We start from the raw sequence: 8,736 nt of genomic DNA, 5'->3' as shown, positions 1-8,736 counted from the left end.
GTGTTAGGCACGCCGCCAGCGTTCATCCTGAGCCAGGATCAAACTCTTAATTATAATCCTTATTGTTTAACTTCGTTAAACAAATCCAACCCAGCGTTTGAAACCAAACGCAAGTAGGACTCATAAATGAGCTAACTTTCATTTTCGATCCGAAGATCTAAATGGCTTTTGTTTCCGTTTTGTCTTTTCAGACTTTTTATCACTTGTTTCTGTTAAGCAACTTCCATCACCGAAATGATTTCCATAAGCTCAAAGAATTGCGTGTTTTAATTCATTTGCACTATTCAATTTTCAAGGTCCTGTGTCTTGTCGCTTCACACGACAGCTTATTTAGTATATCAGTTGTTCTTTGCTAAGTCAACACTTTTTTTAAGTTATTTTCCTTAGCTGGTTTTGCTTTGTTGCTTCGCTGTGAGACAACTTAATCATAATACTAGATAAGTGGGCCTAAGTCAACCTATTTCAAAACTTTTTTATCATTAAGGATCTGTAATGAATCTGAAAATTCTAATGCCTTTAGAAGTTATAATACCACATATGGGCCACTGAAGAATTTCCTTCATATATATAGTAAAAAAATGGTCATAAGGCTTATACTAAATCTATCAGATTCATGATTAATCCTCCAATAGAATTGGATCATCTATCACCTACTGAAATCAAATAAGGAAGATTTTGAGATCAACTTAAGAAAATCTTGAGATCAGCTTTATCATATCAGACTTGCACACTTTTCAATTGTTTACACTTTTTCTAATGCCTTGACGCTTCTTTTCAATAATATTATAATAATCCTAATATTGAAAAGTTATGAATACGATTTGGTTTATATAAATCATCTAAGCAAACTAGGAGGTAAGAATGAAAAGAGTTTTTTCTGGTGTTCAACCCACAGGACAAATACATTTAGGCAACTACATTACTATGAAGAATTTTGTTAAGCAACAAGATGATAAGGATTGTCTATATTGTGTTGTTGATTTACATTCGATAACAGTACCGCAAGACCCTGAACAGTTAAAGAAAAGTACCATTGAATTGGCAGCATTATACTTGGCGATTGGGCTTGATCCAAAGAAAGTTACTTTATTTATTCAATCTCAGGTTTCTGCTCATGCAGAATTGGCTTGGATCTTAAATTGTTTTTCATATATGGGTGAGTTAAACCGTATGACGCAGTTTAAAGATAAATCAGAAGGTAAAAAAGCAGTCACAACGGGTTTGTTTACTTATCCCCTATTAATGGCTTCTGATATCCTCCTCTATGATACCAACTATGTACCTGTTGGCAATGACCAAAAGCAACATTTAGAATTGACCAGAGATATCGCCATTCGTTTTAACAATCGTTTTGGTGAAACCTTTGTAGTGCCTGAGCCAATCATTGCAAAAGTAGAAGATGGCGCACGCATAATGGCGTTTGATGACCCTACTCAAAAAATGAGCAAGAGTAATCCTAATGAACACTCTAAAATTACCTTACTTGAATCGCCTAATAAAGTTAAGAAAACCATTATGAAGTCTACAACAGACAGTGATGCTGAAATCAGATATGATCTTACAAACAAACCAGGTGTCAGCAATCTCTTGACGATTTATTCTCAATTCTCGGGTGAATCAATACCTGCAATTGTAAGTAAATATGAAGGTCAAGGTTATGGTGCTCTAAAAAAAGACCTCGTGGATGTTGTTCAAGGTGAACTCAATAAAGTTCAAACTGAGTTTCATAAAATCATCGATAGTGGTGATGTCTATGATGTCTTAAAACAAGGTCGTGAACGTGCAACTGAACTCTCAACAGTGGTTCTTGATCGCGTTAAAAAACAAGTTGGCTTTGTTACTTTCTAAGTTGTTACTTTATACTAAAGTAACTGTTTAATTAAACTCTAAAAGCCTTCAACATTTATAATTTGTATAATCATTTAAGGTCAAAACCTTGTTTTGCCGCATCTAACCGCTTTTCGCAAGTTGGTGATTCTTTCTCAAAACTGGATGAGAACTAATGATATGTAATCAATAAAGAGCAGCCTCAATATCAAATGATGATTGAGCTGCTCTTTTCTTGTTATAAGATTACCAAATATAAAATTAGTGATTTATTGATTAAATTTTAAAGGAAATAATTTCCATCTTTTAGATTGTTTGAACTTAAACACGATAGGATATTTATCCTTGGTCAATTTTGTGATTGTTGATGAGTTCTATGATATCCACCTCTGAAATCGGTTTACTGAAATAATAACCCTGGGCATAGTCAATTGAAAGCTCTTTAGCTTTTCCAAGTGCCATTTCATCTTCAATCCCTTCACCTACAACTGTGAAATTCATTTTATGTGCATATTCAACAATAGATTCAAGTAACGAAAAAACATGTTCATTCGACAAGGAGTCCATCATGATAGATTTGTCGATTTTAATACAATTCAATGGCAACTTAATGAGATTGTTAACAGATGAATAACCTGTCCCAAAATCATCAAGTGAAATATTAATGCCCTTGCTATGCAGATAAAATATTTTTCCAAAAATATTCTCATCTGATTCCAACATAACAGTTTCAGTGATTTCAAGGTTTATTCTTGAATAACTCAAATTGAAGCTGTCAATGATATTGATAACTTCATTTACAAAATAATCCTGCGTCAATTGAATAACCGAGATATTGACAGAAATTTCGAATTGATTATCAAATAAGGCATCCAGTGACACCAAGAAATTACATGCTAATTTCAGAACTTCATATCCCATCTCATTGATCAATCCTGATTTTTCTGCAATTGGTATAAAAGTATCAGGATAAATCATCCCATACTCCATGGACTGCCACCTTGCAAGTGCCTCAAATCCCTTAATCGTGGATTTATTAATATCGATGATAGGCTGGTAGTAGAGTATTATTTCATTTTTATCAATTGCATTTCGCATGCTATATTCGAGCTGTAATTCCCTGAGAACAATTTTTTTTATCATGTCATCAAATATATAGTAATCTTTATTTGTCATTTTTTTTGCTTGATACATTGCAATATCTGCATTTTGTAACAAAGTATCCACTTCAGTTCCATGTTCAGGGAATATAGTGATACCAATACTAGCAGAAACCTTGATCACTACTGAACCCCTGCGAATGGACGATTTAATTTCATTTGAAAACAAATCTACAATTTCTATAATTCGATTAATCTCAATGATTTCTTTTATTAAAACGACAAACTCATCACCGCTAAATCGGGATACAATAAAATCATCTTGTGCCACTTTTATCAATCTTCTACTGATTTCTGTGAGTACAATATCTCCCATTGTATGGCCGTAGGTGTCGTTAATATTTTTGAAATTGTCCAAATCAATAAATAGAATTGAGCCACTTCCACCTTGGTCTAAATACGTCTTTAAATGTTCTCTTAAATAGAGTTGATTATGGATTTTAGTTAAGAAGTCATTATATGCCATATCTAAAATTCTGAGTTCATATTCTTTACGCTTAGTAATGTCTAAATGTGATCCTGACATACTCATGTATTGACCTTGATTATTAAATTGAGCTTTTCCTACGGCTTCAATCCATCTGTACTTGCCTTCAAGATTGATCACACGATATTCACACTTATAATAGTCTGTTTTGTGGTCAATATGATCCCTCACAAGTTCATCAACAAGATCTACATCTTCTGGGTGTATTAGTGATTGCCATACACTAAGTGACTTATCATCTAAATTGGTAAAGTAATCTAAATACCAATTTGGTGTCAAATATGTGATGTTCATTTTTTCATCAGCATCCCATAAACCTTCTTTAGACGCATCAAATATGAGTTTGTATCTATTTTCACTTTTTCTGATATAAGCGCTCTGCTCAAGTAATGAATCATATTGTTCTTGTAAGGTTTCTTCGGAAGCATAAAGTTCTTCATAGAGGGCTCTCATCTCTATATTTTTTTCATTTATGCTTAATATCATATTGTTAAAACTATCAATAAGGGATTGAATTTCAGACTCAGCCTTAATATCACATTTTATATCTAACTCGCCATTTTCGACTCTTAGCATGGTTTGTTTTAGTATTAGAATTGGCTTCATAATTTCATCTGCAAGTCTGAAAACTATTAATTCAATACCCATGATAAAGGCAAAAGTTACTGTAAAAATCAAAAGGATCATGCGGATCAGCAAGTTGTGAATTTCATCATTATCAATAACAGCAATAATATGAAAATTACCTGACTTAAATAAGTTTCCAATATAGGAATAATTTAAATAAGTATAAGCGTTACCATCTAGGGTAAGTAAATGATCACTTTCACTCGTAATATCAGAAAGCATTTTACCTTGATATTCATTATTAGGATGTGCAATAATACTGCCTAAATTATTGACCACCATAATGTAGCCATTTTTACCAATGTGAGATTCTTTTATAACTTTGCCCAGTTCCGAGAGTAAAATATCGATACCAATAACGCCCACATGGTCTGAATTATTGATGTTTACAAATTTCGAACCAGATATGGTCAGTTCACCAGTACCATGATCTACGTAAGGTTGAGACCACACTATATCTTTCTTATTGTTCATTGAATTTTTGTACCATTCTCTGATCCTTGGATCATAATCATCTGCAACATATCGCTTTGGTGCCAGATAAAAAGACCCATTATCTATTCCAAAATAGAGGGTACTGGAATTTTCAATATTTTCTTGTATGGTGCTTAATAGATCAAAAAAATCAGATCCCGTTAACTTATTATTTATGAGCTGGTCTGAGTTCAATCTTTTTTCCAATATACTTATACCGGATTCAGCATCAGAAAATGTGTTTTCAAGCATTAAATTGGTGTAATCTAAAACACTATTGGCATCATTGATATATTTTTCATATAATTGCGTTCTTGCAAAAAAATAAAATATAATACTTGCAGATAAAACTGCAATCAGTATTACCGTTGTCATTAATATTCTCAATTTATTTTTTAAGCTATTAAATTTAATCATATGCTCACATCACTTTTTATAAATTTCATTTTATTACTTTATTTTTATTAACTTATGGCTTTTATATAAAAAAAAATAGGCGTTACCCTATTTTTTCTTATACCCATTTTTTCAAAATTTATATTTTTATTATTATTTTCTAAATTTCATTTAATTTAGAAAGTTCTTTTCTAAACTTCTTAATGATCTTCTTTTCCATCCTAGAAACGGTCATTTGTGATACATTTAACTCATCTGCAACTTGGATTTGTGTTTTGTTTTCAAAAAAACGATCATTTACAATTTTTATTTCAACTTCATTTAACTTTTTTAAACACATGTTAATGAAATCTCTATTTTCGATTGTGTCAAATGTCTTGTCGTCTCTACCAATGATGTCTTGTAATTGTATGTCCTTATCATCTCCGGAAGCATCATAAGTAACATCAAGTGATTTTGGTGTATAAACCTGTGAAGCTTCCATAGCTTCTATAACTTCTTCTTCAGACACATTTAAGTAGACCGCAATATCACTTACTTTTGGAATACGTTGTAAATCCTGCTGTAGTTTTGCTTTGGCCATATTGATCTTCTTGGACAATTCTTGAATTCTTCGAGGTACTCTTACCGACCAACCCTTATCTCTAAAATACTTTTTAATTTCACCGATAATAGTTGGTGTGGCAAAACTTGAAAATTCAAACCCCTTATCTACATCAAATCTTTCAATCGCATATATTAAACCGAGTGAAGCAACCTGATAAATATCCTCATATTCAATACCCTTATTGATATACTTCTTGGCCAAAATTTCAGTGATATACATATGACGCTTTATGAGTTCGTTTCTTATTGCTAAGTCTCTATCATCTCTATATAGAACAAACAGATCTTTAGTCCCTATGCTTTTTAAATCCATTTTTAAAGCAGAGTCATTTTCCTTCATAATATGCTTTTTATTCATGAACATCAGCCCCTAATCAAATAGTCGATTACTCCACTATTTTACTCATTATTATTTTGGTTCCTAACCCTTCTTCCGTATCAATTATTACTTCATCCATTAGTGATTTAATAATAAAAAGTCCCAATCCACTTTCTTGGGGATCTTCCAACTTTGGTTCATGATAATTATTGAAATTAAACCCATTACCGAAATCCTTAATTTCAATAAACAATGTTTCATTATTTTGTCTAAACTCTAAATTATAAGTATCTTTAGATCCAGAATGCAGCACAGCATTATTACATGCTTCCCCCACTGCCAATTTAATATCTTCAATAGCTTCTATATCAAAACCCATTTTATTAGCTACAAAAGATGCTGTCAAACGTGCAACACTTACATATTCTGGTTTACTTGGTAAAGACAAATTTACAGTATCATTCATACGACTTCTCCACCTTTTCCTTTTTATTGACGAATAGAAAAAATCTTATCTAAGCCAGTTAGTGAAAATATTTTAAATATACTCGGCTTAAGTTTTTCAAAATATACAGATTTATTGCCCATTTTGACATTTTTATAAAAGCTAATCAAAACCCCTAATCCTGTACTATCAATGTATTCTAGATTTTCACACTTAAAAATGAAATCAGCCTGTCTCTTTTCATTGAGCTGAACCAGTTCTTCTTTAAGCATCGATTTAGAGTTAATGTCTACTTCCCCAATTAATTCTACTTCCCAGCTATTGTTTCCATCATTGAAGCTTGTATTTAATCTTAAAGACATCAGATAACCCCCTTGTGTTGTTCATACTTATCAATACTATTACTATTATACTATATTTCTGATTTTAAACCATCCTTTGAAGCTAAAGTATTTTCGTTATCTCCTATTTTATCCGTTTTATTAATATTTGTTAATACTTTTTTAAGTCGAATTATATTCACTTTTTCAAAAATTAAAGGGATAATGAATTTATATATTGTAACACAATCAAAAATGGGGGGACAAAATGAATAAACTATTTAATTGGAAATCAATTCTATTCTTAAGTATTTTCATAGGTTTGATGCTCTTATCTTCTGTCATATATATAGATTTTAAGACATTGCCAAGTGAAAATTGGTCTAAATACATAACATTATATACTTCAGATGTTACCGACCAAACACAAAATTATTATGATGATATCATAGCAGTTTCAGACGATAATAATAAACTTTTAGTGACCTTTAGTGATCATGAAATGCTTTATTTTAAACGTTTGGGACAAGATGGCCAAATTCAGGAATCATTTTCATATAAACTCGATGAAAATGTAAAAACAATTAGTACTTTAGTTGATACGGATCATCTAAATGTCCTAATTGCATCTGAACATTCCATAGACCTTTATAACTTTAGCCTGAGTGATTTTAAATTAATTTCAAAAGATAATGTCACATCTCAATATGACCGTGTAAAAATCTTTGAAAATAAGGCCGTTTATTATGATCAAAATCAGCTTTTCTATTTTGATGGCCAAAAGACTACTTTTTTAAGTAAAAATAACAAATTGGAACAGTTTGACTTCAAAGTAGATCAAAATTCACTTTATATAAACGTATTGGAGTATGATTTTGGTAGCTATTATTTCAGCATATACCACTATGATCTTCAAAATGACAAAATCAAATACAATAGTAAAATTAAAAAAATCAATACCATTTCAGGAACGATTTCTCTGGACGCCAACTTACTGGTCAAAGACAATCAGCTCTATAATTGTCTGATTTTAAAAAATAATAAATATGGTCAAAACTTTGAATTCAATCTTATATTAGATAAAACTTCAATGGCGGTTTTAAATACCTTTAACGAATCAAATCTAAGTTATGATCCAAATACTCAGTATATTGAATACAATGATCAGGTTTATATTGCTTATAATGACAAAAGCTTTATTGGAAAAATGGAAATAGGTTCTCAGTACAAAACATTTACAAACGTATTTCTTAAACCAATTGACTCCAATGATATGATTGAAGGCAGGCCTAATAAAATCCTGACAAAATCACAAAATTATGCACCCAATCTAAAATTTATTTCAATCGGAGATTACAATTATCTTTTGACCACTGAAATCGACCATGGGCAAAATAAAATATATCTATCCAGTGATGCACCTGAAATTATTAAACAAAGCCAAAAAATAACTTTCACGGACTATCGCAATATATTTTTTGGTGCTTTAACTTATATTCCAGCTTCTATTATGACTTCCTGGATGGTTATTATTGGCCTCTTATTCCCAGTTGTATTTGTAATTATCCCAATTGCAATTGTTAAAATGAACTGGGTTGAAAGAAATCCAATTAAAATGCTCTATGCCGCATTAATTTCATACATCATCGTCAAAATATACTATGTATTTACAAATTTAAATATCTTAGCCTTTACAAGCGCCACACTAGGTGCTCCACCTGTTCATCTAAGTTCAATCTTTTTAACTGCATTGACCTTTATTTTTACAACAGGCATCAGTTTGGTCTGTATATTTCTCTACCTTAAAAAGAAACCTGATACTCATTTTATAGCATCCTTTTTTATCTTTTTCATATTTGAAATGGTTCAATACCTGATTTATATCACCACATACGCTGTGATGTATATGTAATTAATTGATTGTCTCATGCTAAAATTTAAAGAGCGTTAATCTAAAATAAGATTAACGCTCTTTCCATTTAATTTTTTAGTCTTGATTAACTGGTTCTGCTGAAACTTGTTCTTTTTCAACTGTTTCAGTTTCACCTTCAGCTTCAGAATCGTCTTCTTTAATT

At 31.2% G+C, this 8,736-nt stretch carries 6 protein-coding genes; 2 read left to right on the top strand and 4 right to left on the bottom strand.

Features of this window, described 5'->3' with window-relative positions; translation table 11 throughout:
• Window positions 1-861: 861 nt before the first annotated feature.
• Entirely contained in the window at window positions 862-1,848 is a 987-nt protein-coding gene (gene trpS / locus AC220I_RS14140) for a tryptophan--tRNA ligase (protein ID WP_486724498.1), read from the top strand.
• 318 nt (window positions 1,849-2,166) lie between these two features.
• Here the strand turns inward: trpS and AC220I_RS14135 are convergent, their stop codons facing one another.
• From AC220I_RS14135 to AC220I_RS14120, 4 genes are all read right to left on the bottom strand, one after another.
• Entirely contained in the window at window positions 2,167-4,950 is a 2,784-nt protein-coding gene (locus tag AC220I_RS14135) for a bifunctional diguanylate cyclase/phosphodiesterase (RefSeq protein WP_486724497.1), read from the bottom strand.
• Window positions 4,951-5,131: 181 nt separating this feature from the next.
• Window positions 5,132-5,935 carry a SigB/SigF/SigG family RNA polymerase sigma factor gene (locus AC220I_RS14130; protein ID WP_486724496.1) on the bottom strand — a complete coding sequence of 268 codons (804 nt, stop codon included), beginning with the start codon at window positions 5,933-5,935 and terminating at the stop codon, window positions 5,132-5,134.
• A gap of 28 nt (window positions 5,936-5,963) precedes the next feature.
• Window positions 5,964-6,362 carry an ATP-binding protein gene (locus tag AC220I_RS14125; RefSeq protein ID WP_486724495.1) on the bottom strand — a complete coding sequence of 133 codons (399 nt, stop codon included), beginning with the start codon at window positions 6,360-6,362 and terminating at the stop codon, window positions 5,964-5,966.
• 23 nt (window positions 6,363-6,385) lie between these two features.
• Entirely contained in the window at window positions 6,386-6,703 is a 318-nt protein-coding gene (locus AC220I_RS14120; RefSeq protein WP_486724494.1) for an STAS domain-containing protein, read from the bottom strand.
• Between the two features lie 226 nt (window positions 6,704-6,929).
• Here AC220I_RS14120 and AC220I_RS14115 point away from each other — a divergent pair, with 226 nt between their 5' ends.
• Complete coding sequence (locus AC220I_RS14115; RefSeq protein ID WP_486724493.1) at window positions 6,930-8,573, top strand: hypothetical protein; 1,644 nt, start codon at window positions 6,930-6,932, stop codon at window positions 8,571-8,573.
• Window positions 8,574-8,736: the final 163 nt, after the last annotated feature.

It is taken from the genome of Fusibacter sp. (genome assembly GCF_057447755.1).
Note: the sequence above shows the minus strand (reverse complement) of the source record. Positions and strands in the feature narration are given on the sequence as shown.